Origin of the sequence: Treponema vincentii (assembly GCF_018336815.1) — a bacterium.
Classification (GTDB): Bacteria; Spirochaetota; Spirochaetia; order Treponematales; family Treponemataceae; genus Treponema.
On the sequence record NZ_CP050497.1, the window covers coordinates 1798909 to 1824165 of the forward strand.

Below are 25257 nucleotides of genomic sequence, written 5' to 3' on the forward strand. Positions count from 1 at the left end.
TATAGGGCATCTCTAAAAACTCGGTTAGATTTTTCGAGTTGCCCGACATCCCGCTTACTTCCTAAACGCTTTCACTTTTTCCGCGAAGTCCCGCAGCGCGGCAGAGACGCGCACGGTAACAGCTGCCGTGTCACAACCGCTCAAGAGCTCGATACCTTCATCGATATTGCTTACCGCCCATATCCTAAACCGCTTTTCGGCGATAGCGTTGATGACGCGCTCCGGCAAAAAGAGATTGTTTTTATTGCCCTGAGGAATCATCACCCCTTGCGTGCCGGTAGACCTGAGAATCGCGCAGGTGTCAAAAAAGCCGGTTATCTTTTCCGAAATACCGCCTACCGGCTGCACCATACCGAGTTGATTCAAACTGCCGGTTACCGCGATATCCTGCCTGAGCGGGATGCCCCCGATTGCGGAAAGCAGCGTGAAAAGCTCGGCGCAGGAAGCGGAGTCCCCATCGATCATACCGTAGGATTGTTCAAAGCAGATTGCAGCGGAAATCGACAGCGGAAAATCCGGCGCGTATTTTTGTCGGAGAATCGAGCTGATGATGAGGTGCGCCTTATCGTAAATTTCGCCGGAAAGCCCTGCCTCCCGCTCGATGTTGATAATACCGGCAGTACCCGGCGAGGCTTGTGCGGTAACGCTGACCGGTATGCCGAAGGTATGGAAGCCGCGCTCCTCTACGGCAAGCCCGTTGATTTTTCCCACTGCGGCGCCGGAGGTATCGATTAAAATTTCTTTGAGCTGCACCATCTCGGCGAATTTTTCTTCGGGTAAGGCCGCAAGGTAATGCCGCCGCTCGATTGTTTTGGTAATGATCTCATCGGTGATAAGCTCGCACGATTGCTGCTTCGCCGTATAATTCGCCTCCGCAACAAAATCCGCAATCTTCGTAAACTGAGCGGAAATCAAATGCCGGCTCTCCGAAAGTTCAACCGCATAGGCAAGCAACTTCGCATACCCCGAATCGCTGAACGGCAGCGAATGGCGGTCTTTTACAAAGGTTTCGATGAGCGCCAAGACGGCGGCCAAGTTTTCATCCGTCAGCGGCATCACCGAATCGAATTCTGCGCACACCTTGAACAGCTTATAAAAGTCGGGATCCTCTTGATAGAGAATCTCATAGGAATATTCGCCGCCGATGATGATAACCTTCAGCTGTGCAGGAACCGGTTCGGGCTTTAAAAGAGAAGGCGTATGCGTACCGGCGGGCGGCGCTTGCACGGCAATACGTCCCGACTGCAGCACCCGCTTTAAATACACCCACGAATCCTCTTCTTCCAAAAGATCTTTCAGCCGCAGCACCAAAAAACCGCCTAAGGCACGGTGTACCGCTCCGCCGCGCAACCGTAAATGACCGTTCAGCAGCCCGTCTTCTTCATCACCGTGTCCTTCGATCGTCCCGAAAAGATTGGAAAAATTCGGCTGGTTTTCGTCGATAACGTAGGATTTATCCTCCGTATTTTCGCAAATCAAATTGATTGCATACCGCCCGAAAAAAGACTTCTTGCGCCGTGGAGACTTAAACGGCGCTGCATACATCACGGCACGGGCAATCAAATCCGCCTCGGTCTTTTTTAAAAAAGACGCAATCTTTTCATTGTGTTTTTTCTGCGTATCGGTTTCGGCAGGATAGCCGTTCAACAGCGCACGAGGCTTTTCAAGTTCCTCCGCGATAATCGGTTTGAGTAAATCGATGTAGAGCTGCTTGAGTTTTTCTTCCGCCTCCGTTCGGTTTTTCCGCAACAGGGCAAAAAGATCGGCCAGCTCATCGAGCGAGCGGTAATAGGTTTCACGCAAATCGTTGAGCGCTTGTTCGGAAAACTTTTTTCCGCGCAACCTGCAGCTGCAACTCGCTAAACGAAATCTCCTTTCCTTTGATGAGCGGAATCAAATCGACGGATTGATTGGAATCGTCTTTCAGCTGCAAGAGTTTAAATCCCCGCGATAGCATCGTCACTTCAAAATTTGCAAGCAGGGAATTTTCGCCGCTGTCCACCGCCGACATAATCTTCTTTTGAGCAGACAAAAAGTTCTCCGATTTTTCAATCTGCAGCGCCCGTTTATAGAGCGCTTCAATCGCATTTTTGAGGCTGTGCTGAAACTTCTTGCCCTCCCCCGCCGGAAAAAACAGCGCGACAGGCTCCGACGGATGACGATAGTTATACGCATACGCAATATCTTGCAAGGCGGCGGTATTTGGTTTATAGTCCTTGAGCAGCGAAGTGAGAACCGTCCGGCGGCCTGTTCCCGGCGCCCCCATAATAAAAATGTTGTAGCCGTCGTCCCGAATACTTAAACCGAGTTCTAATGCGGACACCGCGCGGAGCTGCCCGACGATCGGCTTATGCGGCGCCTTCGTTTTTAATGCGGCGATTTTCGATTCCGGTATACTGAATTGAATTTCCGAAAGCGGAAGCTCCCGTGCCGAAGCCTGCTGCGAGATGTTTGACGTTGATGATGTATTCAATAGCTTCAATCTCCTCAATAATTACTACTAGATATTAAAGAACCTCTAAAAACCGATTACGCTGTTAGAGATTCTCGATATTTCAAAAGGAAAAAATATGACCGATCTGTTACTAAGCGAGCTTGTAGTTCTACTCCTTTTACTGCCGGTAGTGCTGCGCCCGTTTTCAAAAAGCTTAAAAAAAGGCCGTGCGATTCCTATTCTACCTTTTCTAAGCCTCTTTGTCTGTATCTGTATTATCATCGGACAGGGAATTGTCCTCTATCTTTTTATTTTAGTCCTCTTTGTACTGATTGTCTGCCTTTCGGAAATAATACGGCTGATTGCGTTTTTTCAAGGGATGCTGAACGATTTTTACAGCATCGCATCGATAATGCTGCGCATCGTGTTATTGTGCCTTTTTTGCGGAGTAGCGTATTGCGCATTCAGATATGCGCCGGAAGCAAGTATCAGAACCGAGTATCCGCTGACCGTCCGTTCGATCGAATTAACCGATAAAACAAACGCCGGTACCGATAAAGATACTGCCGAGCAAACCGCCGATTCAGCTTCACCTGATTCTTCCTCTCCGAGTAATCTATCCGCTTCGCGGAATCCTATCGAGGGATTATTGATTGAGCGGCAGGGCGGCGCCGATAAAAGAGCGCTGGTGATTATTGCCGAAGCCTTCCCCTACACCGAACGGCCGGAAACGCTTGCCTCTCTTTTGGCGGATCAAGGCTATACCGTTGCGGAAATCACGAGACTTAAACCGCGCGGCATTATTCCACGCATCGAACTGTACCGCAAGCTGCTGCAGCTCGCCGGGAAAAAAGAACACCGGTATTTGACAAAAGAAGATGACCCGCAGACGGCAGCATTCTTTGCCGACTTTCTCAAACAAACGGTTGCCCGCTACGGACGCAATAAGCGGATATTTTTATATGCGGAGAGCATTTATACCGATTTAGCCGCGCACTTTTGTACGGAAAATCCGGGAGTGTTTACCGGTGTGTTTTTCAACCTTTCCGAAGAAGAGCCCCTGCCGCCCGCCCCCGACGGATGGATACAAACCATGCGGGAACACAATCCGGAACTGCTGCCTGAGGACAATGTATCCGGCACTGCTGACCAACCGACTTCGACCGAAGCGGCATCGCAGCCTCTTACCGCCCCCACACAGCCGGAGCTGCCGCTGCCGTTCTATTGTTACATCCGCCCCTACTCCGAACTGGCAGGATTCGGACAACTGCGCGCAGAGGATGCCCTCGCAGCGGAACTCTTAGGCAGCGGCCGCAGCATCGGCAGGCAGGACAAAGCCGCAGCAGCCGCGGCATTTAACCGGTATGCACTACTGTTTTGAACTGCTGACCCCGGAGACTATCTATGACGCGGCTGCATTCGTGCGGCAGCACGAATACCGCTGCATCGATCTTGCAGAGCAGCTGCGGCTTTGCTTGTACCCCGACTATGCTCCGCGGTATAAAAAGGCGGCGGCTGTCTATGCCTGCCCGCAACGGCAAACTTGTCCGCAACCGCAAAAAATCTGCTGCGGGGTCTTACTGTTCAGCACGTATGGGCTTCTGTTCCACTGTATCGATACGGACATTCCGGAAGAAACGGTCTTAGCTTTCGGTCGGTTCTTTTTAGACGAGAACGTGTTCTATAGCGAACACCAGTGGGAACTCCATGCCGTTGCCGGCATCCGCGAACATACAATTCTCTTTGAGCGGATTATTGCAGCAACCGTATCTGCGCAACATACACCAGTTCGGCTTGACGCCGCCGTAGATTATTACCTGATGCGGTGCGCCAAACCTTGTACGGATACATTCTTTCAAACAGCACAGGCCACGCTGAATGCCGCGCTGTCGATTGAACGCGCAACGGAGAATGATCTTACAGAACTCTTCCCGCTCCAGCTTGATTATGAAAATACCGAAGTTGCCTACGAAGGCCGCCCGATAAACCCCGCCGTCTGTAAACTGTCGCTGCATACTCGCCTTGCAACCGAATACATCTACAAGGTGTCGGCAGACGGGCACATTGTCGCAAAGGCCGGAACCAACGCACAAGGCTTTCACTGGTTCCAAATCGGCGGCGTCTACACCCTGCCCTCATACCGGAACAAGGGATTAGCCGCAGCAGCCGTTGCGCATCTCATCAATACCCACAGCGCAAAAGCGCACGGCTTCGCACTCTTCGTAAAAACCGCCAACACAGCCGCCCTCCGCGTATACGAAAAGCTCGGCTTTGAGCAGTGCGGGCTGTTCAGAATGAGTTATTGGAAAGCGGGGGCGAAGTTATAGAAGGGGAATGAGGGAAAGACTTGCAATTTTTGCTGAAAGATAGAAAGCACATGTAATGCAAAATCTTTACAAATAAGCTCTATTGCTATACAATACACTAAAAAGGAGGAGTATGTAGTTATGGCACAAATTAGTTTGAGAATTGATGATGATGTAAAAAGGAGTGCAGAGCAAGTATGTGCAGATATTGGTATGTCTCTATCTACGGCAATCAATATTTATCTGAAAAAACTTGGAAGAGAAAGACGTATACCTTTTGAAGTGAAAGCGGATCCGTTTTATTCTCCTGAAAACAGCGCAATTCTTGATAAGAGAATCGCAGATATACGAATAGGAAAGAATATTTCCGAACATGAACTTATCGAGGTGTGATAGTGCATAAAATTGCTCAATGCGGTTCTCATTACGGCGATAAGTAAATGATTTTCTGATGGACGCAGTGAATAAATGGCTGCTATAAAATCCGATACTGTTTTGCAATAGGTAAGAATGAATAATAAACCTGTCCGGAAACTCGCCTTTCTGAACAGGTTACCTTGAAATGCGATGTTCTAAATCGTGCTATTTGTACGATTTAGAACTCGTCGACCTATTCGAAAACGAAAGTTTCAGAATAGGTCTATTATAGTGTTGAAATCGGGCAATTATTCATTCTTGCCCAACGTATGACATTATTTAACCGTGCTTGGTACCCTTTTCCATCTTTCCGTAACCATTCAAGATTATCATTATCAATCTTTGTATGAATTGCTGTTTTGGGAACTTTTAACGCTTGTATGTAATAAAAGCCGCCGTTGTTGTCAGGCATACTCGGTGGAATATCGGAGAAGTTTATCTCACTGTCAGGCATTTTATCTAGCCGTTCAAGCGTTGCCCTTTCCTCTGCGGTCAGCGGCGGAAAATCAATAACCTTGTATTCTCTTTGCGTTTTCTTCATAAAGCTTTACCTCCGTTTTCACTGCTTTTCGTGCAGAAATAAGCCTTGTAAGTCCATCCCTGTCAGTTGCTATCACGGTTACGATATAGTGTCCATCTATCTTGCCTATATATTTTTCCCGATCCTCATCGTCTGAATGTTTATAATCATAATCTTGGTAAAGTAACGGATCATTGAATATACGGCTTGCAAGTTCAAAACTAAGCCCGCTATGGGTTCTTATATTTGCTTCATTCTTTGCCGTATCCCACACAAAAGCATTAAGATAGACAAAATCCTTATTCCGCCCCATATGTTTAATATACATTATTCATATACATAAATCAAGTGCAAAAAAAATAGAACATTATATTGTCAAGGACTCTTTTTAAACTTCTTGCCTCATGCCGTATCCTCAGTTTATAGAATCGACTATAATCGAAAAATAACAGCTATCAACATATTTTATCGACTATAATCGAAATTCATATTGATTCTATTAAGTATTTCGATTATAATCGAAATAATAGGAGGGGGCTTTATGAGTCAGATTATCAGACCGAAATACCTACAACAGATTGCGCAATTTGTAGACAAGCCGGTTATTAAAGTATTAACCGGTATGAGAAGAGTCGGAAAATCAACGCTTTTAATGATGATAAAGGACGAAATTCTCAAAAACATACCCGTTGAAAACAAGCTCTATCTTAATTTTGAGTCGGCGGAGTTTTTTGATGTAACAACAGCCGACGCTTTACATGCCTATTTACAACCGCGCATACAACACATAAAAACGAAATGCTATTTTTTCTTTGACGAAATACAAATGGTGGCAGAATGGGAAAAGGTTATCAACAGCCTCAGCGTGGATACGGACTGCGATATTTATATAACCGGCTCAAATTCGACGCTTATTTCGGGAGACCTTGCAACTCTACTTTCGGGGCGATATACGACGTTTGAAATTTATCCGTTTACCTTCGACGAGTTTACTCAAATATGTAAAGATAAACAGCTTTCAAATGAAGCGCTCTTCGATACATATATACGGATTGGCGGAATGCCTTTTTTGCACTATTTTAATTTTGAGGAAACTCCCTGTTTTAAATATTTAAGCGATGTGTATAACACCGTATTGGTCAAAGATGTATTGCAGTACAATAACATTCGGGATGTCGATATTTTTAACCGTATCTTATCGTATGTGCTCGAAAATATCGGTCATACTTTTTCGGCAAACAGTATTAAAAATTATTTTAAAAATGAGAAAAGGACTGTTTCGCTCGATACCATTTTAAATTATTTGGAATATTGCCAGAATGCATTTATCATAAAAAAAGTCCCCCGCTATGATATGGCAGGTAAAAAGATACTGAAAGTAGACGAAAAATATTATGCAACCGATCACGGATTCCGGCAAGCGCAGGGATTTCCCAATACAAAAGATATTGAAAGAACATTGGAAAACATTGTGTTTATCGAACTTGTCTCAAGAGGATATGAAGTAAAAATCGGAAAACTGAAAGAGAGAGAAATCGATTTTATCGCACAAAAAAATAATCAGCTCTCTTATTATCAAATCGCCTATATGTTAAGCGATGAACAAACACGCGAGCGGGAATTCGGTGCATATAAATCGATTGAAGATAATTTTCCCAAATATGTGTTGTCGTTGGATCGTTTTGATTTCAGCAGGGATGGCATCACCCATAAAAATATTATTGATTTTTTATTAGGGTAGAGGTTTGATAAGGCAAATACCTACTTGCCATTTGCAGCTGATAGCTAATAACCAGTTTACAATACAAAATCGAAGAAATATACGCATTACAGGTTAAAAAGATAACACGTGCTAATGACGGCGTATACTGGGGATTATCAATAATAGCAAAACCGGTATAAAAGGCCGTTGCATACAGTATAAAGAAAAACGGCAGAACAACGAAAAAATTCTTCCGAAAGATAGCTTTACTTTCAGCGATAATATGCTTCATCTTCATACTTTCTTTTTTATAAACCAAAATAGTGGGTACAAACACCAAGCGGCTGAACCAGTATAAAAGCAGAATAAATATCAAACCGGTTTCTATCCAATCCATAACGGAAGAGAGAGCAGATGCTTCCGAATGTGCCGAATGAAAAGTAAGCATAACCACAGCAACCGGTATCGTGATAACAATCAACTGAATAAAATAAATAACATAGAGGTGTAGAATTACGGCAAAAATAGAATTGAAAACGACATTCCCTATCTGTTGCTTTATATATGCCCGCTGAAAATAGACAATAACGGCTGTTTGCAAAACTGCTACGGCAACAATTAAAAGCGTGATAAAAGAGTTTATCGCCTCGTTTGAACCGGTAAACATGGACATGATATTTGAAACGACCGATAAACCTATATAGGCAAGCGTATAGTTAATAAACGGTTTTCCCAAAAGCTTCATATCGGATACGATCGATCGAATAAGATTGATGAATTCTTTCATACCGGTTTCCCTTTTTGATGAATAATGACTGCACCAATCATAGCCGATATCCGATATTTTTACAACGAAGAAACGAAAAACCTATTTTTTAAGAAAGACCTAAGAAACACATCGCGTATCGTTGACCTTTGATAAGGGGTATTCTATAATTATGGTATGAAAAGCACTATTACGATTGAAATTTGCGCAGGTTCGCTCGATGATGCGATTGCAGCCGAAAAAGTCGGCGCCGCAAGAATTGAATTAAATTCTTCCTTGTTTTTGGGAGGCCTGACTCCTTCGCTCGGCTCCCTCCTCCTTGTTAAAAAAGAGACGAACCTAAAAGTGATGACGATGGTTCGCCCCCGCGCCGCAGGATTTTTGTACACCGCATCCGAATTTAAGACGATGAAAGAAGATGCAAAACTGTTTATCGACAACGGAGCTGACGGTATCGTATTCGGTTTTTTAAAAAAGAATGGAACGATTGACGAAAAGCGGTGCGAAGCGCTCATCAAAATTGCAGGCGATAAAGAAAAGGTATTCCACCGCGCAATCGATGTCGTGCCCGATCCCCTGAAAACGCTTGACATTCTGATTGATCTCGGCTTTACCCGTGTACTTACCAGCGGACAGGAACCGACCGCCTACGAAGGCATGGAGCTGATCTCCGCGATGGTTAAGCACGCAAAAGGCCGCATAGAAATTCTGCCCGGCGGCGGCATTACAAAGAAAAATGCGGCGAAGCTCGTAAAAGGCACCGGTGTCAATCAGATTCACTTTGCAGCGTTAAAAGCCGTAGCCGAACCTTCGACGGCAAAGAACCCCGCCATCTACTACGGCGGTGCCCTCTACCCGCCCGAAGACCGGTTTGAAACCGCCGACCTCGGCGCAATGTCCGAAATTATCGGCACCGTAAAATAAGCGCTTGGAGTATTAAACTCTCCTCACGAATAAAGGAACAGAAGGGGAAGGAACGGACAAAGGATTAAATCGAGTTCAACGGGGAGATTTCACGGCAAAGAATTGCCATCGAGCATACCAGCCGTTATTTGAAGAGATTCAGGATACTTGGTTCCAGATACCGAAACAAACGAAGAAAATTCGCTCTCCGTATTACGCTGATCTACGGCATTTATAACTTGCGACACTGGTTTTCCAACATGTCTAATGTAAGGGAACTCCAGCCCTCTGCAAAACTCCCATTACTAAGTATATACCTGAATATCCAAACGGACAAGGAAGAATTCTTGGGCATCTCTAAAAACTCGGTTAGATTTTTAGAGATGCCCGACGAGTTTTAATTTAAGTCTTTATATTGTAATGACTTAAATTAAAACATCGCAAATTACATCTAATAGTCAGTGAAATGCGGCTTAGAATAACACTTACATCAGATTCAGCAGCAAGTCCCTCTTCCGCAAATTCTCCTAAACTTGTCTTTATCCGTTCGAGCGCCCGATTAAGGCTTGCTTCATTTCTTCCGATCAAGACAACCGTATAACCGGCTTTTGCAAATAATTCCGCAATACCGTGACCTATAATACCGTTTCCGATAACGGCAATGGTTTTTCCATCCATTTGATTAAGCATTTCTATATTCCTCCTCATTCTTATACTACAGGGCATCTGAAAAAACTCGGTTAGCTTTGCTTCGCATCCTTCGGAATAGAAGATACCTCATCAGCATAGCTGATACCGAGTTTCAATTTAAGTCTTTATGTTGTAATGACTATCAACGCCGCTTCGTTAATAGTCAGACATAAAAATTGATTTCCGTGCAAGCAAAATCGGGGATTGCTACCGCTTTATAATTGTCCAATTATTTTCCGTTGCAGTGATACGGGCTTCGATACTCGGCTCTTCATTTTCATAGGGATACGCATCGGGTTTATTTTTATCTGCCTGATAAATCACTTCACAATACGAAGCGGCATTTTTTTTAGGAAGGCTGTATAACAGTGCATCGAGCGTTGCGCGATTCAATCTGTTTTTTTTAATGTCCAGCGTAATAATACCGAAAGGCGCTTTTGATAAATTGTGCGGGTCTATTTTTATATCAGTTAAAGCATTGTACGAACACGTCATATCATTGAGTATTTGACATGTTCGTACATCAAGGATTTTCAGGCGATTCCAAGCGCAAAACAATCTCTCTAATTCCCGCTGTTTTGAAACATCAAGCGTTTGCAGGTTATTATAGCTGCAGTTCAAGATTTCCAAATGCGGACAGCCTTCTATATCCAGTACGTTCAAATTGTTCCGTCTGCAATTAAGTATTTTTAATTCAGGCAAATTGCCTAAGATGAGCGTTTTAATACCGCCCTCACCGTCCTCATTTGCATTGGAGGCACAATATAAGTTGTGTAAAAAAAGGTTATTTGAAACATCCAACGAAGTTAAACTGTTCCGGCTGCAATCAAGTTTCTCCAGTTTCGGCATAGCCGAAGTATCCAGTGCGGTTAAAAGAGTGCACCCTGAGGTATCTAAATATTTTAAATGAGACAGCTGCGGCAGTATGAGTGAATGAAGTTGTTCACCGTATATACTGAGCTGTTCTAAATGCGGATTTTGCAGCAAATTGAGCGTGTCATTCGTAGCGCCGCTGAGCTGCACTATTCTTAGCTTAGGATTACCGGAAAGATCAACAGAGGTTTTACAACGCAGGCTCAATTCTTCTAAGTTAGGATATCGGGAAAGATTAAAACTTTCGTTTTTCCTAACGCTTATGTCCAATTTTTGCAAATACGGTGAATTAGGTAAGACTATGCTTTCGAAGACGGCGTTAGCCGACAATACTTTAAGTTTTTTATTATTCGATAGATCAAGCGTTTGCTTTTGAGGGGAAAGGGTGTATACCTGTCCCGAAAGTTCAAGATACTCCAATTCAGTCAGTGCAGAAAAATGAGGCATTGCAGTAAATTCATGCGGATCACATATCAATGTTTTGATATGTTTCCCGTTTTTGAATACCATACCGGTTATTTTTGTAGGTGGACCGGTAAAAAGAGAAAGCCCCCTTATTTCTATTTGCGTTATATCTCCGACAATACCGATACGCTTCTGATTGAGCGGTATGATTGAGGAGCCTTTATCTCTTGCAGAAAAAGGCGGCAGCTGCTCCGTTTTATCGGCGGTATGCGTCCTCGCTCCAATAAGACGCGCAGGACGACCGTTTACCGTGTCGGCAAATACTACAAGGCCTTTCTCTTTCGTATCCAGCTCAATAATAATATCGGCATATTCAACATCAACCGGCGTACTAAAAGGCGGATAGCATGATGAAAGACCGCATATCAGTAATACCAATCCGATAGACCATAGTTTTGTTTTCATAGTTTCTTCCCATAAAAGTCAAAAAGAAAGTATCGACTTTCGATTGACTTTTTATGCACGTTTGCAAAAGGCAAACTTGGCAGATAAAAGCCGTACTATTTGTACGGCTTTTAAAACAACACAAGACCGACAACAGCTCCGGCAAGAATTAAAAAGATGGGATGCAGCCGCTTAAACAGTATTTGCACAAGCAAGAAAAGACAAAAGACGGCTGCAGCTTTCCAGTCAACCAATTCCGTCCACTGCCGCGAAGCGTAAAAGGCAGGCAATGTAAATACCGCAACGGCAAGTACGTTCCATGCAGCAGCGGCAATCATCCCCGCGGCTCCCGCCCGCAGTCCGTACATGGTATTCTTAACCGGCGCCGCATTTTGAAACGATTGGGTAAAGCGGGCTATCAATACAATCACAATCAGCGACGGCAGCACAATCCCTGTCGTCAACACAAGGCTGCCCCAAATACCGTACAACTCGTACCCGATATAGGTCGCCATGTTGATACCGATCGGCCCCGGTGTCGATTCCGAAACGGCTATCATTGCAATAAACTGTTCAGAACTGATAATCGAGCGGGCTACCAACTCCTGCTGCATCAAGCTGACGGCAACCAGTCCGCCGCCGATGGTAGAAAGGCCGATATACATAAAAAGGAAAAATAAACCGAACAAACTCATTCGTTATCCTCCTTACGGCGGCCGGAAGCTCTTTTGCCGTTTCGGATAATCTGCGCACAAAACCCGATGATACCGGCAGCAAGCACAATCAAGATACCGGAAATATTCCACACGGACATTGCGAGAAAGGCGCCGACAGCAATCCCCGCGGTAACGAAGTCGGTAATAATCTTTTTGCCGAAAGTAAAAACCGCACGGGCAAGCAGGGCGGCAACAGCGACATAGACGCCTTTCATCGCACGCTGTATCCATTCAATATCGGAAAAGCGGGAGACGGAACCGGCTATCAACGTAATGACAATCCACGAAGGGCACACAATCCCTATTGTGCTCACAATCGCTCCCAAAAGGCCGGCGCGCTTATACCCGCAGAACGTCGCGACATTGACCGCAATAATTCCCGGCGTACACTGCCCTATCGCAAAGTAATTCAGAATTTCTTCTTCAGTCAGCCACTGCTTCGATTCTACCAATTCCCGTTGCAGCATCGGCAGCATACTCATACCGCCGCCAAAGGTAAAAAGTCCTATCTTAAAAAAAGCCGTGAACAACTGCACATATCGTATCAATCCGTCTTTCATAGCTCACCGCCCCCTTACACTATTGCACACCTCTAAAAAATTGATTCGCGGTCTTGTTGGTACAGTACACAGCGATAACCTTACCCTGATAATTACCATATTGTAACTTTTTTTCTTTATCAAAGCAATCTTTGATTATTGTATAATACCCATTTACACAAAACTTCTTACAACGTTAACAATATTGCAAATTGATTGACTGCAAGAACCCAATTTCTGATCGGCATCGTTATTACTGTTGCGCTCTCTGTTGCAGATATCCTGTCCGTGCAGCGAATACTCAAAAAGTATCTTTTAAAACTCGGTTTGATTGTTAGATGTTTCCTTTCATTCAACGGTGAATGCAACAGACACCTCATCATCGCCGCAGCGGACGATAAGCCGGTGTTCTCCTTTTTCCAACGGAAGGCTGCCTGAAAACGGGCGGTTTAGGGTAAGCGGAGCGCGGCCGTCGTAGCTAATGTGTACGGTATCTTCCGTACCGCCGGTAATTTCGATTGGAACACCGATGCCTTGGTAACGAGCATTGCTGACAAAACGGCTGCCGTCTGCCGGCCGGATGACCGTTAACGCATTGCTCGGCTGTCCGATTGTACCGTGCCGTGTGATGTTCGCAAACCAGCGCCGGTATTCTTCGGGGTATACGGTAACTGAGCGTCCGTTTTGTATTTGATGCCAGCTGCATTCACCGCCCGCTTGGTCATATTCGCCGGTTTCCCGTTTATATGTGCCGTGCCGGTTGGTTGCGTTGAGCCGGTTGGATGTGCCGAAGCTGTTGAATCCACTCTGTTCATTGTGCCTGTTGTGCTCGTTGAAAGCGGCGAATGCGGACGGCAAATATTCCTGCACTGTGTTGTGGCATGACGGACCGGCGGGCATCCCCGAAAGGGCGCAAACGGGTTCACGGCGCCAATGCTCCGGTTCTGCAAAGTTTTTTGCCGGTACGACGGTGCCGTCCGCTAATGACAGGCTGTGCAGCCGGACGAGTACGTTCCGTGCAATCGAAGCGGGGGCGGAGCTTCCTGTTTTCCCGATGACGGTATTGCCTGCAAAATTTCCCATCCATACGCCGACGGTAAAGGCCGATGATGAGGCGAGGGCGACAAGGCTTTGGAATTGATTTGCCGTACCTGTTTTGAATATGGAAGGAAATGGGGTATTCAGCGGTGAAGAAAAGCCGAACCCCTTTGCCCTCGCTGCGGAATCTGAAAGGATTGAGCAGATGAGCCGCGCGGTGTCTGCGCTGAAAACCTGTTTGGGTACGGAAAAGCCGTCGGCAGTGCTCCCGTCCGTAAATGAGCGCAGCGGAAGGAGTACTCCGTCGCGGGGAAAAACGCTGAACGCGCGTACCAGTTCGTAGAGGGGAACCGGTACGCTGCCGAGTGCAAGCGACAGTTTTGCCTCTACGCCGTCTGCTCCGATAGACTGAAAGCCGAGTTCCTCTAACGTGCGCAGATAGGTTTCGATACCGAGTTCGTTGAGGAGATAGACGGCGGGGATGTTAAGGCTGGAGGCAAGCGCAACCCGTAAACGGACGGGACCGTTAAACCGGTTATTAAAGTTGCGCGGGATATACGCCTCTTCCTTTCCGAACCGTATCGGGATATCCGGCAGTATATCCGACGGCTTCCATCCTTGTTCCAATGCGAGCGCATATAAAAACGGTTTTGAACTGCTCCCGCTCTGATTTAACGCGGTAACGCCGTCGATTTTTCCGTTGCTTTCATCGTCAAAATATGAGTTTGAGCCTACCCACGCAAGGATATTTCCGGTTGCGTTTTCGATAACGAGAATGGCGCCGTTGTGTACGCGTGCTTGAGGATTGTTTTTCAACTGAGCGCAGAGGAGCAGTTCAGCCTGAGCGGACAAGGCGCTGTCTGCGGTTAAATACCAGTCGGGCGGCAATGCTTGAGGTGCTGCTTTGGGGAATGCCGATACGGACCGGTGCGCTGTCTGTAGCTGACTGTTTTTCTGTGTGAGACTGCTATCCTGCGCAATTTCCGAACTGTCTGTCGGTTGCGGTTGAGTACCGCCTTGCGGAACTTCCGGTTGTCGGTGAAAATCGCCTGCTTTATACCGCCGTACAAGGTATTCGATGTAATGAGGCATCCCAAAGGGGTATTCAAAGCGGCGTGCGGTACGGGCCGCCTGCAACAGCCGGTTTGTAAGCGGGGTGTCTTGTTGTCCGTCCTGTGCTTCGCTTTCTTGCATAAAGACGGAGCGGTAGAGCGCGGCTGCTTTTTCGGCACAGGCTTCGGGATGCTCAAGCGGGTTGTAACCGGCGGGACGGCGGGGGATGACTGCGAGGCAGCAGAGCTGTTCCGCAGTCAGTTCCGAAAGCGGCAGGGCAAAAAAATTCCTTGCTGCCGAGGTAAGGCCTTCGGTTTGGAAGCCGAACGGAAGGCTGTTAAGATAGAGTTCAAGAATACCCTGTTTTGAAAGGCACCGCTCAATCCGGAGCGCGTTTCGAGCTTCACGGAGCTTTGCAAAAAACGTGCGCCTTTTTGCCGGAACGACGAGGCGGGCAAGCTGCATCGTAACGGTAGACGCGCCGCTGACCCGCTTTCCGCTGCTGATATTTTGATAAGCTGCTCGTGCAATAGCGGCAACATCGATGCCGCGGTGGGAGAAAAAATCCTTGTCCTCCGCAGCGAGAAAGATGCGGACGGCATCGGGCGGCATCGATTCATACGCCGTAAATTCACGCCGTATGCCGTCCTCCAGTGCGAGGATTTGAATAAGGTTGCCGCCCCGATCATAGACGCGGGTACTCCAATCCCGCTTCATAAAAGCGTCCAGTTCCGGGAACGGGAAAAAGAGCGAAAGCCAACTGCCGATACAGAGTGCACTCAGCAACGCTGCCGTGCCGTACAGCAGCCGTTTTTTAGATAATCTGCGCGTATTACTCTGCCGTATTTTCATAATCATTTATAATCGGCACAATCGGTTGTATGAACGATATTGATGTCATACCCATACTGCTATATTCGCCGAAGGTCTTGCTCATCATTTACTTATCGGAGCAGTGTTTTTTGAAAAGTCCATGTAACGTTTCGACAATCTGTAAGCTCAAGTCCATATCCAATTTTGTTTCTTTCCTGTCATAAGTAAAAATACCGTTCACCTCATCTTCAACATCGCTCACTTGAGTATAAATTGAAGCACTCAATCCCTTTTCCATCGCCGGATATACATCGGTTTCATAGAGGTTCCGGATACCGTCGTTTAAAGATTGTCTATCTTTGAAGATTTTATAACCGTATAAAATATCGGAGGAGGTATGACCGTCCACGGCTAAGCTGAACCCTCCGAATTCGGTTAAGGCTAAAATCCGATTCAACGGATCGGGTTTCGGGCGGAAGGACTTAAAATAAATGTGATAGCTGTGGAAATCTCCTGCCCCTTGATCAAAATAGCCGCTTGCATGATCGATGAGCCTCGTAGGATCTTTTTTATGGACGTATTCCGCCATTGAGGCTGCTTCGAATTGTCCCCATCCTTCATTAAAAGGAACCCATACCGAAAGGCTTACCGTATTATACAGTAAATCGATGGTACGTTCGGCATCGCGTAAAAATATGGTTCGCCCCTTTTCGCTTTTGCGTCCGTGGAGGGCATAGCGGTTTTTCGTATCGTTAAAATTGAAGCCGAGCCACGGTGCATATTGAACGACAAACGGTTTATACGGGCCGCCGCCGCTGACAAAATCCTGCCAGACAAGCATTCCGAGTCTATCGCAATGGTAGTACCAGCGGAGGGGTTCTATTTTAATGTGCTTCCTCAGCATATTAAAACCCATATCTTTCAGCTTTTTAATTTCCCAAATCATCGCCTCGTCGGAAGGCGGCGTATACATTCCGTCGCTCCAATAACCCTGATCCAAGAGCCCGTGATGAAAGATCGGCGTTCCGTTTAGACTGAGAACGGGACCGTGTTTGCCGTTGATGATTCCGAATTCCCGCATACCGAAGTATGAAGTTACCGTATCCTCTCCTGCACGGATTTCCACATCATAGAGGAAAGGATGTTCGGGACTCCAACTCTTAAAATCGGCAGGCATTTTTATCCGCAGCGGATTGGTTGTGAGCGTGTCTTCCACAATTACAGAACCGGAGTCAAAGATTTTAATGCGTATATCATCATCAAGTTTAACATATATATCATCAAGTCGATGCGAAGAGTTTACATTGTTTCCGCCGGTATCGGCTCCGGTAATAAAAACTGAAATTTCAACTTCACCGGTTTGATAATGAGGAGCTATATTGATCTTTTCGATATGAGTGTCGGGAACTTTTTCGCACCATACGGTTTGCCAAATACCGCTCTGCCCCGTGTACCAAATCTCTCCTCGGTTTAAGGTTTGCTTACCGTAGGCCTCATCACCGGTATCGGTATCGTCGGTAACTGCAATGACGATTTCCGTTGTATCACCGTTTAAAAAATCGCTGATATCAAAAGAGAACGGCCAGTATCCCCCCGAATGGGAACCTGCTTCTTTACCGTTGACATAGACGGTACAGTGTTGATCTACCGCTCCGAAATGTAAAAGAAGTCGCTCACTCGGTTTGCATTGTTCAAAATTGAATGTTCTGCAGTACCATAGCGTCTCCCCCGGAAGCAACTGCCGCTGTACATTTGACAGGATTGTTTCCGGAGAGAACGGTACGATTATTTCTCCGTCCCATATTTTAGGCATCTGTTTATCGGCGGTTATCGCGTAGTCCCATGCTCCGTTTAAGCATTGCCATTCTTTCCGCGCCAACTGAGGGCGTGGGTAATCGTTTAAGGGCTTTCGCTTGTCGAGCGCTTCACCCCACGGTGTGAGTAAAGGTTTTATCGGTTTGTTTTTTCTCATGTTATTGTCTCGATGGTAAGGAGGTCGTTTCTGCGCCGGTTATACATTTTCGATGCGAAAAAGAGCGGGAAGAGCGCCGTTACCGCTAGAATCGCTCCCCACAGATAGATGGATTCTGCGGGAATATTTTCGATGATTCCGAATTCATTCGCGATGGAGCCTGCTCCGTTTTTAACAATGATGTTGCCTATCACGGTTCCGATAATCATCGGGGTGAGGACAAAAAAGAGAATACGGATACCTTCAAACTGACCGCGTGCGGTTTCGGGATAGAGTTCTTTAACCCAGATGGTCATCGATTGCGTAACGAGAATTTGTCCTGCACCTGCAAGGAAAACGGAAAGGAACAGCGGAATGTTTTGCATGCAGAATACCGTTTCCGTGTTAAAAGCTGCGGGCTTTGCAAAGAGCGATAAAATGCATAAGCCGACGATATTCAGAATAATTGCAAAACAGGCAAGCTGCGGAGTATGCCTCTTATTGATAATCCCGATTGCAGGAATCACCGGCAGGGACGCGGCGACTAAACATAATCCTTGAATAATGCCCATGCTCCCAGCGTTAAAGCCCATACGGTAAATCATCCAGTTTCCCATGTGGACAAAATAAACATTGAACGAAACAAAAAAAAGTGCCGTTGTAATACACGCAAGCATCAATTCTTTTTGAGAAAAAAATCCTTCCGCTTTAAAGATTGAGCTCAATTGCTCCCAAAATGAACCGGTTTTGCAAGGTTTTAAGTCGGGAGAATCTTTTAATAGAAGAAGCGAGAGAAGTCCTGCAAGGATGACAAAGATACCCATAGACCAAAACAACCGCTGATAGTTATTTTCGCTGCCGATGAGCAAACCGCCCAATACGGTGCCGACGATGGTGCCGATTATCGGTTGAATTGCGAGCACGGCTCCGACTTGACCACGGTTTTTATCGGTAGTCATGTCGTTGCTCCATGCGTTGTATCCCGAATCGTTTCCCATAGAGCCGAAAAAGCTCATAACATCATCGGCTAAAATAACAAGGACTGCTGCCCAGATTGAAGCCTTTGCTCCGGTCCCGACCTGTCCGTGTCCCACAAATTCGGTAAGACCGAACAGAATCGTCGTCAATCCCCATACGATGTAGCCTATAGAGATAAATCTTCTTCTCGAACCTATTCTATCCGACAGTGTCCCGAATATGAAGGTTGAGAATGTTGTGACCAAAGCGCTGGTAATAACCATGAGCGTTACGATAGAGGAATCTTTAGCGATCTTTGCATACACAAAGGTATTAAACCATTGATTTTCGATATTCCAGCATAACTGCCCCGCAAGACCTAAGCCCCACATTAAAAACCAAAACCGTTTTGTTCCGATAAGTGTTTTTTCTTTCATAGTATCCATTACTTATTATCCATCACTTAATCACATACAGTATTCCGCCGCTTCGTCCAAAGATTTCGTTTTCGTACATACACTCGGCGGTTGCGGGTGGGCAGGGGAATACACCGCGGCGGGCTGCACGGAATTTAAAGCGTACCGTGGTACCGCCTTTATCCCAAGTGTTCCAGAAATACTGTACTTCGTTGTCGTATATCTGCTGATTACCGGGATCCCGCCAATCAGTCCACGGTTTCTCCGTATCTGCTTCCTCTTCCCTGTAGTTGTCCGATGCGGTGGTAACGAAGGCTGCGTCTGAAATTTCCGCGCCTGAGGGGATGGGCGCCCGCAGCGCGACAAACGTATAGTCCTTTCCCGACGAGAGGCGGATTGCCATTTCGTAGGTTTTGCCGCTTTCGAGGGTGATAACCGAGCTGTTCTCCGAATCCGGCGTTACGATTGTATCTGCGGCAATGTCGCGAATAGTACAGGAAACTCCAAGCCCTTCGTCGCGCGGCTGCTGGCGTTCCTGCGGCAGTGCATACGCAAGCGAGGCGGTATAGTAGAGCTGTCCCGTACCGGTTTTGGTAAAGCGGAGCGGCAGCAGGGTATCCCGTTTTGCCTCTGACACCGGCTGTTCCTTAAATGAGAACAGCTGAAACGCAGGTTTTGCTGCCGCTCCTTTAAACGCCGCGGTGAGCAGCTCCTTACCGGCGAGCGATGCCGCCGTGGTAAAGTCGGTAGCATCAAGCTGCGCATACTGAATATATTCGTACACCGCCTCGAGGACGTGAGCCGTGGTTGCCGTATTTTGCCAATAACCGCCCTTTTGACGCTGGAGCAGGGTATACAGCACTGCCCGCACCGCATCCTCACGGCTATGGTCGGACGCCGCTTTTACCAAGCTCTGCAGGATAAGCGCCAAGTCGAGCGAAAGGTCGTTATCGTACCAGAAGCGGTAACCCTGCGGCGGCGGCACCGCGAGCGATACGCTGCGGGTGGTAAAGCGGCAGGAGTTTATAATCCGTTCCATGCACTTCGCCGCCTTTGCCGCATCTCCGGCGCGGTTCCGCTGCGTGTACGTTAAGCTCAGCAATGCAAGGGCGGCAAGATCATTCGGCTGCGCAGTGTAGTCTTCCAGCTGAGGAATTACCCGTGCCTGAACAGCCGTCAAAATGCTCTCATCAAAACCGGCGTTGTTCATTGCCAGTACAAAGCAGGCGTAGGCCTGTATGTACGGCGAGAGTGCTTTCCTCTTCGCAAGCAGCTGTGAGCGAATATAGTCGGTCAGTTTTTTTGTATTGACGGCAATATCATCTTGGCTGTATCCGCGCTGCTGTGCGGCGGCGCAGATATGCGCAATCCGTAAACTGACATAAAAGTCTGTGTCCCAGCCGCCCGGCCAGTAGGGGAAGCCGCCTTCGTACGTTTGTTCCCGCGCCCATGCCGCCATCGTTTTTTTGACCGTGTGCCGGACATTCGGTACCTTGCTTTTAAGCGAGAATACGTCGATGTAGTTTTCAAACAGGACGAGCGGTAGAATACGGGCAGACTGCTGTTCCATGCAGAGGAACGGATAGTCGAATACGTAATCAATAGCCGACGACAGTGCGCCGAGTCCGCTTGAATCCAGCGTCAGACTGAGCGATCCGGTGTTTTCATCTGCCATAGACGGAATGATCAGCCCCTCGGCTGCTTCGTTTTCATCTTTTGCGATAGCGCCGGTTGAAGTTACGGTTTCAAAGACAAATGGCCGTTCGATAACGAGCGGCTGTATCAGTTTTTCTTTGAGCGCATCGGAAGAAACGGTAAACACCGCCTCCACCGTGCCCGCCTTTACCGCTGCAATGTCAAAGTAGACCGCCGCCTGCTGCCCGCCTGCAACGGTAACCGTATGCGTTGTCTCCCCGTCGATAAAGGCGGCTCCGCGGTGCGGTATGCCGACCGCAGAGGTATCCTGCCCCTGTCCATTTTTTTGACCGGCGGCATTTCCCGCGCTTCCTTGCTTACCGCCCTGTGCATCGGCAGCGGAATCATCTTGCGAGCCGGGTTCGCGGACTGAGGCGCGTATCGTAATGCTGTGAGCGCGGGTGTCCACATTGGAAATGAGGACGCCGCATTCTGCCGTATCCCGTTCGCGGAGGCGGCGAGGCATAACCGGCAGGATGTTGACGGTGTTCTGCACGGTAATCTCTTCTTCGTGCAGGGCAAAAAGGTCGGTATGTGCTCCGACGGCGGTAAGCCGGTAGCTGGTCAGCGTATCCGGTAGCTTAAAGGTTGCCGTTACCTTACCGTTTGAATCCGTCTTTAAGATAGGAATAAATACCGCGGTCGGGTTAAAGTTGCTGCGTTCCGCTTCATCATCCCCTTTGCCGCCGTCCGAATCGCCGCCTGCAAGGGTTTTCGCTTCCTCCATAACGGGATCCATCAGCCACGCGCGGGAATCTCCGCCAATGACACCGAGCTGGAAATTGCCGGGATTATAGAAGAAGTCGAGCGGATTGGGCACGTGATAGTCTATTAAATCGAGGACTCCGCGGTCTACGGCAAGCAGGGTGAGTTCCGCATTGACCAAAGGCTTACCGCCTCTTGTCGCCGTCAGTGTAACGGTTGCTTCCTCTCCGGGTTTGTATATGGACTTATCTGCGGCGAGTTCGACGGAGAACGCTTTGACGCGGGCATTTACAAAGACCGGCGTCATACCGAACATACCTTTCGGCTTATCAAGATCAAGTTCGCCAAGCTTGTGCTCAGGCTCCTTTGTCCGTACCGAATACGACGACACCGCAACATACACCACGGGTACATAGTTGCCCGCAATGGGGATTTCCAAAACCTGCGTATTCCCGTCGAATTCGCGGATTTCTTCCGTAAAGATACCTTCGCGCTCTACCGTGATAAGGTATCTTCCCGCAGGGAGCGGGCTTTGCATCAAAATGCGGGCGGTGTCGCCGGGGTTGTACAGCGATTGGTCGGGTGTAAGGCGCAGGGCGTCTTCATAATCGCGATCCCAAAAGCTCGCGCCCGATCCGGTAACATAGAAGCGGTAATCGGTTTTGAACGTGCGCCCTGCGGTATCGGTTCCGCTCATGCTCAGAATATATGAACCGGCATTTTTCGGCGTTACCTGCACCGTTCCCTTTGCAGCGGGTTTCACGGTTGCCGTATGCTCGGTGATGTTTTCTTTTTCGTAGTTTGAGTAAACACTGCCGCCCGAGCCGCGTTCCTGCACGAGCTTCCAGTTTTCCCTGATCAGCTCAACGGTAAAATCCTCCGCGGCCGGTTTGGTGTCGCCAAGCGGATTGCCGTCGGGGGAGGCGAGGATGAACGGAAAGGTGAGCTTTTGCCCTTTTTGCGCAAAGCCGGTAAGGTTTTCAGGCCGTGCAAGCCCGATGTAGAGCGCTGCCGGATGCACCATAACGGTATTCCGTGCGGAAATTTGCTGATTGCTGATGTCGGTTATCGAAACTTCTGCGCTGTACCGATAAGGAAGCCCGATAATGCCTTCCGAAGCTGCGGCTTGACATGAAAGTTCCGCCGTCCCCGTATTCGAAAGTTTTCCGGAAAACGATGCAATCTGATCGATACCGTAGCCTTCTGCTCCAAACTGATAGGGCTTTAATGCCGGATGTCGAGGGTTAAAAGAGGCTCCCTGCCGCATCCAGTTTCCGCTGTACGCAGCTTTGCCAAGCCCCCCGCCTGAAAGGTACGAGGCTGATACCGCCGCTTTGATGGTATCTCCCATAATAATCGGCTGCTGCGGCATACTGACTTCCGCTTGAAATTTCAGCTTTTCAAAATATGCGACAGTGATCGGGCATTCTTGTACTCGGTTGTTTTCATCGCCGTCAGTCCGCCGGTAGGTCAGGCTGTAGGAGCCGGGGGGCAAATCTTCCGGTAAGTCGAATAATCCCCAAAAGCTGCCCGAATCGGTACAGGTACCTTCTTGTTCTGCAACGTCGACCTCATCTCCTTCCGATGAATAGCCGGACAGCGTAATACTGTACTGCCCCTCGTACGGCGCAAAGGTACTGAACGTTTGCGTGCGGTCAATTCCTCTGAACGAAACCGTTTCTCCGGGTTTATACAGCCCTCTGTCCGAGAAGAGGAACGTCCGCTGATGTGTTTCAGCAACTTCCGGCGGATAGTACGCTGCAGGAACATCGAAGCGCCACGGGCTGTGGGTGCGCGGATAGAAAACAGCTTTATCCCCGTCTTTTTCTACGAACACGGCTGCATAATGTTTCGCGTTACGGAAAAAACGGATACTTTTGTTTCCATAAGGAAGGACGGCAAGCCCTTCTTTATCGGTGGTGCCGGAGGCAAATGGCTCTTGCGCACCTTCTTCGGGACTTACCGTTTCATTCTTATCGGTTTTCGCATCGTACAGGTACACCGAAGCGCCTTCCACCGGTTCTCCCGTCGACAGTTTAGAAACCAGTACAACGGTTTTATTGAGTGCGGAGCGGACGGTGATGCCGAGGTCTGTTACTTGCACGGTCGAGGTTCGGCGGCTGACACGCGGCTTTGTATCCCGCTGTGAATAAGGCGGCAGCGTTATTTCAGAATCGATGCGGACAAACCCCTTGCCGTTTTCAAGGTAGGGGTCAAGGTCGGCAAGTTCAAACTGCCGTTTATTCCGCACGGAGACATTTAATGGCTTTGCCTTTGAACTGTTGTATGCATCTCCCCAGCTCGAAAGATTCAGCGGATCGCCGGTTTTTGCGATTGCATAGTCTGATTGGGAAAGGATATTTTGATATTCAAACAGGTATTTATGCGGATACGCCGCTTCCAGCATCAGATGTCCCGTATCGGTAAACTGCACAAAGCTTGGTGCGTCGGGAACGGTAACCGTATAGGATGCGGCGGAGGCAATCGCTCTGCCGTAGGTATCCTTTATACCGTTTTGAACAGTAACGGCGTACGTTTCTTGAGGAGCCACCGGCAAGCCGTGAATGAGCACGGTTGAATAGTATGATGTTGCATTGTGCACTTCGATATTTTTTTCACCGAATGCAAGCGCCGGTTTTATAGAAATATTGTTGAGTAGGGTCTTTTTGTCCACCGGATGGGAGAACCGGAGCTCTATCGGGTTTGTATAGCCGTAGTCGCTATGATAAACAGTTGCGCCTTTGCAGGTAAACGGCTTGAGCGTATGGTATTGCGCTGTGGTGAGGGAGCCGTCCGGACGCTTTGCTGCAATGGTAACCGTTGCATTGAAGGGGATTTTACCGTCAATCGTAACCAATACGTTGAAGTCGTTTTCTTCTTTAATGCGGGAGATGGCATAACGATAGGGGACGGCTTGTTTTCCGGCTTCCTGTACCGATACGGAAAGAAGCGATTGCAGTTCGGCAGGCTGTACCGGATAATTGAAGCTGAGCTGCACATCGTTTGCCGCTTCAGGAATCAGGTTGTCGGTGTCGATCGGTATCCACCGGTCTGAGTTTTTGCGCAATGTATAGCCCGGCTGGGAATACGTGATACGGAGCACTTCACTGGTAACGGTGAACTGTCTTTTTCCTTCTATTTGTTTTCCGTTGAGCGCCCGTACCCCGTCTTTAACTGTTATCGTGTATTTCTGTCCTGGCTTTAGGCTGTCTTCAGGTTCAAAGGCAAGGTACCGCGAGCCGTACCAGCGGAATATGCCTTTTACGGCAGGACTGATTGAGAGGTAAGAGGATTCTTTTTCCGGTTTGCCGAGGGCGCCGATTGCCTTAACCGGCAACGAGAACACAACATAAAAAGATGGGGACGTTACCGCAGCGGGTATCTTGCCCTTCGGTCCCCAATCGGCAACCGTAAGCGCTCCGCTTTGCGGGATGTCGATGGTGCCGGTTTGCTGTGCGGTTTCTCTTCCGCCGCTAGCATCCACTTGACTGCCAGCCTCTGCCGTTAATTGCGGTGTATAGGCGGTTTTGTATGCCGTAAGCGCCCGTACCCCGGGAATAACGGAGACATCTTGTGCGGATGATTGCGGTGCAGGCGCTTTAAACGCCGGTATCTTTGACTCCTGTTCGGGTTCGGGCGTTTCTATCGCATACTGCGGTAAAAATTGCTTTTCAAAGTCCGAAATATTCGGATCATCGTACTTGCGCTGCGTCTGCTCCTGCAGCTTTGCGATATACGCTCTTTGCTTCGCATCGCCCGAACGTGAACCTTTGCCGCAGCCTACTATCAGGACTGTCAGGGATATGATCGTTACAATAATACCGGATTTTTTCATCATCACGCTCCATCAACTAATAACAGCTGGCGCATCTAAAAACTTACGGGTTATAGATGCTTCTAATAGTATACAAGAG

Annotated in this window: 18 protein-coding genes; 5 read left to right on the forward strand and 13 right to left on the reverse strand. The window is 47.8% G+C overall.

Annotated elements, in window-relative coordinates; all coding sequences use genetic code 11:
* Positions 1–54 precede the first annotated feature (54 nt).
* Complete coding sequence (locus GWP40_RS08030) at positions 55–1842, reverse strand: Lon protease family protein (protein WP_230974342.1); 1788 nt, start codon at positions 1840–1842, stop codon at positions 55–57.
* Complete coding sequence (locus tag GWP40_RS12855) at positions 1796–2473, reverse strand: Lon-like protease helical domain-containing protein (RefSeq protein WP_230974343.1); 678 nt, start codon at positions 2471–2473, stop codon at positions 1796–1798. Before GWP40_RS12855 ends, GWP40_RS08030 begins: the two co-directional genes overlap by 47 nt.
* Positions 2474–2570: 97 nt before the next feature.
* On the opposite strand from GWP40_RS12855, the gene GWP40_RS08035 reads away from it, so the two are divergent.
* The 3 genes from GWP40_RS08035 (at position 2571) to GWP40_RS08045 (ending at position 5133) form a co-directional block, all read left to right on the forward strand.
* Positions 2571–3815 (forward strand): hypothetical protein, encoded by a 1245-nt coding sequence (locus GWP40_RS08035; protein WP_212564909.1) that lies wholly within the window; start codon positions 2571–2573, stop codon positions 3813–3815.
* The gene (locus tag GWP40_RS08040; RefSeq protein ID WP_212564910.1) at positions 3799–4761 is read left to right on the forward strand and encodes a GNAT family N-acetyltransferase; all 963 of its coding nucleotides are present in this window, start codon (positions 3799–3801) and stop codon (positions 4759–4761) included. Before GWP40_RS08035 ends, GWP40_RS08040 begins: the two co-directional genes overlap by 17 nt.
* Positions 4762–4881: 120 nt before the next feature.
* The gene (locus GWP40_RS08045) at positions 4882–5133 is read left to right on the forward strand and encodes a type II toxin-antitoxin system RelB/DinJ family antitoxin (protein ID WP_212564911.1); all 252 of its coding nucleotides are present in this window, start codon (positions 4882–4884) and stop codon (positions 5131–5133) included.
* Positions 5134–5383: 250 nt separating this feature from the next.
* Here GWP40_RS08045 and GWP40_RS08050 read toward each other — a convergent pair whose 3' ends face one another.
* Both GWP40_RS08050 and GWP40_RS08055 read right to left on the reverse strand, forming a co-directional pair.
* Positions 5384–5698, reverse strand: a complete 315-nt coding sequence (locus tag GWP40_RS08050; protein ID WP_212564912.1) for a BrnA antitoxin family protein — start codon at positions 5696–5698, stop codon at positions 5384–5386.
* Positions 5664–6005 carry a BrnT family toxin gene (locus tag GWP40_RS08055; protein ID WP_230974344.1) on the reverse strand — a complete coding sequence of 114 codons (342 nt, stop codon included), beginning with the start codon at positions 6003–6005 and terminating at the stop codon, positions 5664–5666. Before GWP40_RS08055 ends, GWP40_RS08050 begins: the two co-directional genes overlap by 35 nt.
* Before the next feature lie 213 nt (positions 6006–6218).
* On the opposite strand from GWP40_RS08055, the gene GWP40_RS08060 reads away from it, so the two are divergent.
* Complete coding sequence (locus GWP40_RS08060) at positions 6219–7418, forward strand: ATP-binding protein (protein ID WP_212564913.1); 1200 nt, start codon at positions 6219–6221, stop codon at positions 7416–7418.
* Here GWP40_RS08060 and GWP40_RS08065 read toward each other — a convergent pair.
* Positions 7396–8166: a hypothetical protein gene (locus GWP40_RS08065; protein ID WP_212564914.1), complete on the reverse strand. Its 771-nt coding sequence runs from the start codon at positions 8164–8166 to the stop codon at positions 7396–7398. The genes GWP40_RS08060 and GWP40_RS08065 overlap by 23 nt on opposite strands.
* 156 nt (positions 8167–8322) lie before the next feature.
* On the opposite strand from GWP40_RS08065, the gene GWP40_RS08070 reads away from it, so the two are divergent.
* Entirely contained in the window at positions 8323–9069 is a 747-nt protein-coding gene (locus tag GWP40_RS08070; RefSeq protein WP_212564915.1) for a copper homeostasis protein CutC, read from the forward strand.
* 381 nt (positions 9070–9450) lie between these two features.
* On the opposite strand, the gene GWP40_RS08075 is transcribed toward GWP40_RS08070, so the two are convergent.
* From GWP40_RS08075 to GWP40_RS08110, 8 genes are all read right to left on the reverse strand, one after another.
* Positions 9451–9738 (reverse strand): 3-hydroxyacyl-CoA dehydrogenase NAD-binding domain-containing protein, encoded by a 288-nt coding sequence (locus tag GWP40_RS08075; RefSeq protein WP_212564916.1) that lies wholly within the window; start codon positions 9736–9738, stop codon positions 9451–9453.
* Between the two features lie 207 nt (positions 9739–9945).
* Positions 9946–11481 (reverse strand): leucine-rich repeat domain-containing protein, encoded by a 1536-nt coding sequence (locus tag GWP40_RS08080; RefSeq protein ID WP_212564917.1) that lies wholly within the window; start codon positions 11479–11481, stop codon positions 9946–9948.
* A gap of 110 nt (positions 11482–11591) precedes the next feature.
* Positions 11592–12155: a chromate transporter gene (locus GWP40_RS08085; RefSeq protein WP_212564918.1), complete on the reverse strand. Its 564-nt coding sequence runs from the start codon at positions 12153–12155 to the stop codon at positions 11592–11594.
* Positions 12152–12736 carry a chromate transporter gene (locus GWP40_RS08090; RefSeq protein ID WP_212564919.1) on the reverse strand — a complete coding sequence of 195 codons (585 nt, stop codon included), beginning with the start codon at positions 12734–12736 and terminating at the stop codon, positions 12152–12154. Before GWP40_RS08090 ends, GWP40_RS08085 begins: the two co-directional genes overlap by 4 nt.
* A 327-nt stretch (positions 12737–13063) precedes the next feature.
* Positions 13064–15658, reverse strand: coding sequence for a transglycosylase domain-containing protein (locus GWP40_RS08095; RefSeq protein ID WP_212564920.1), 2595 nt, complete (start codon positions 15656–15658; stop codon positions 13064–13066).
* An 88-nt stretch (positions 15659–15746) separates the two neighbouring features.
* Positions 15747–17591, reverse strand: a complete 1845-nt coding sequence (locus tag GWP40_RS08100; protein ID WP_212564921.1) for a glycoside hydrolase family 2 protein — start codon at positions 17589–17591, stop codon at positions 15747–15749.
* Positions 17588–18973, reverse strand: a complete 1386-nt coding sequence (locus GWP40_RS08105) for an MFS transporter (protein ID WP_212564922.1) — start codon at positions 18971–18973, stop codon at positions 17588–17590. Before GWP40_RS08105 ends, GWP40_RS08100 begins: the two co-directional genes overlap by 4 nt.
* A gap of 13 nt (positions 18974–18986) precedes the next feature.
* A complete protein-coding gene (locus GWP40_RS08110; RefSeq protein WP_230974345.1) occupies positions 18987–25181 on the reverse strand; it encodes an alpha-2-macroglobulin family protein in 6195 nt (2064 codons plus the stop codon).
* Between the last annotated feature and the right edge of the window lie 76 nt (positions 25182–25257).

Bases quoted from the DNA above. Each gene is read 5' to 3' on its own strand.
- GWP40_RS08035 (WP_212564909.1), top strand. From the start codon at position 2,571: ATGACCGATCTGTTACTAAGCGAGCTTGTAGTTCTACTCCTTTTACTG.
- GWP40_RS08040 (WP_212564910.1), top strand. From the start codon at position 3,799: ATGCACTACTGTTTTGAACTGCTGACCCCGGAGACTATCTATGACGCG.
- GWP40_RS08045 (WP_212564911.1), top strand. From the start codon at position 4,882: ATGGCACAAATTAGTTTGAGAATTGATGATGATGTAAAAAGGAGTGCA.
- GWP40_RS08050 (WP_212564912.1), bottom strand. From the start codon at position 5,698: ATGAAGAAAACGCAAAGAGAATACAAGGTTATTGATTTTCCGCCGCTG.
- GWP40_RS08055 (WP_230974344.1), bottom strand. From the start codon at position 6,005: ATGTATATTAAACATATGGGGCGGAATAAGGATTTTGTCTATCTTAAT.
- GWP40_RS08060 (WP_212564913.1), top strand. From the start codon at position 6,219: ATGAGTCAGATTATCAGACCGAAATACCTACAACAGATTGCGCAATTT.
- GWP40_RS08065 (WP_212564914.1), bottom strand. From the start codon at position 8,166: ATGAAAGAATTCATCAATCTTATTCGATCGATCGTATCCGATATGAAG.
- GWP40_RS08070 (WP_212564915.1), top strand. From the start codon at position 8,323: ATGAAAAGCACTATTACGATTGAAATTTGCGCAGGTTCGCTCGATGAT.
- GWP40_RS08075 (WP_212564916.1), bottom strand. From the start codon at position 9,738: ATGCTTAATCAAATGGATGGAAAAACCATTGCCGTTATCGGAAACGGT.
- GWP40_RS08080 (WP_212564917.1), bottom strand. From the start codon at position 11,481: ATGAAAACAAAACTATGGTCTATCGGATTGGTATTACTGATATGCGGT.
- GWP40_RS08085 (WP_212564918.1), bottom strand. From the start codon at position 12,155: ATGAGTTTGTTCGGTTTATTTTTCCTTTTTATGTATATCGGCCTTTCT.
- GWP40_RS08090 (WP_212564919.1), bottom strand. From the start codon at position 12,736: ATGAAAGACGGATTGATACGATATGTGCAGTTGTTCACGGCTTTTTTT.
- GWP40_RS08095 (WP_212564920.1), bottom strand. From the start codon at position 15,658: ATGAAAATACGGCAGAGTAATACGCGCAGATTATCTAAAAAACGGCTG.
- GWP40_RS08100 (WP_212564921.1), bottom strand. From the start codon at position 17,591: ATGAGAAAAAACAAACCGATAAAACCTTTACTCACACCGTGGGGTGAA.
- GWP40_RS08105 (WP_212564922.1), bottom strand. From the start codon at position 18,973: ATGGATACTATGAAAGAAAAAACACTTATCGGAACAAAACGGTTTTGG.
- GWP40_RS08110 (WP_230974345.1), bottom strand. From the start codon at position 25,181: ATGATGAAAAAATCCGGTATTATTGTAACGATCATATCCCTGACAGTC.